Annotated in this window: 1 protein-coding gene; it reads right to left on the bottom strand. The window is 60.5% G+C overall.

Annotated elements, in window-relative coordinates:
- Positions 1-66: 66 nt before the first annotated feature.
- Positions 67-438: gamma-glutamyltransferase (locus M8370_RS23435; RefSeq protein ID WP_250021875.1), on the bottom strand; the 372-nt coding region annotated here is incomplete at its 5' end.

Here is a 438-nt window from a genome sequence, read left to right as displayed (position 1 = left end):
CGTTATCGCTTATGGTTAAAAATTACTGGGGAACCCTCCGCCCAAAGGGAGAGGGAGGATAAAAGATCAACTCACCAGCGCCTGCCCGTCTTTGCGGCTCTCCGTCGCGGCCACGTAGTGCCCTTCCGGCATCCGGTAAATCACCTGCGCACCGCCAAAGTTATACTCCTGGAGCGGATCTTCCACGACGATGTGGTGGCCACGTTCACGCAGGGCAGCAATGGTGTTGCGATCGAACGTCGATTCGACGATCACCTCCCGGCCCTGCACCACGCGCCAGCGCGGGGCGTCGATTGCCGCCTGCGGGTTTTGCCCGTGCAGCATGATGCGCAGCGCCATCTGCATATGCCCTTGCGCCTGCATTGGCCCCCCCATCACACCAAAAGACATCAGCGGCTGGCCGTTGCCGTCCATCGCAAAACCCGGAATGATGGTGTG

It is taken from the genome of Enterobacter cloacae complex sp. OE43NF, from assembly GCF_023544405.1.
In the GTDB taxonomy this organism is placed as follows: domain Bacteria; phylum Pseudomonadota; class Gammaproteobacteria; order Enterobacterales; family Enterobacteriaceae; genus Enterobacter; species Enterobacter cloacae.
Note: the sequence above shows the minus strand (reverse complement) of the source record. Positions and strands in the feature narration are given on the sequence as shown.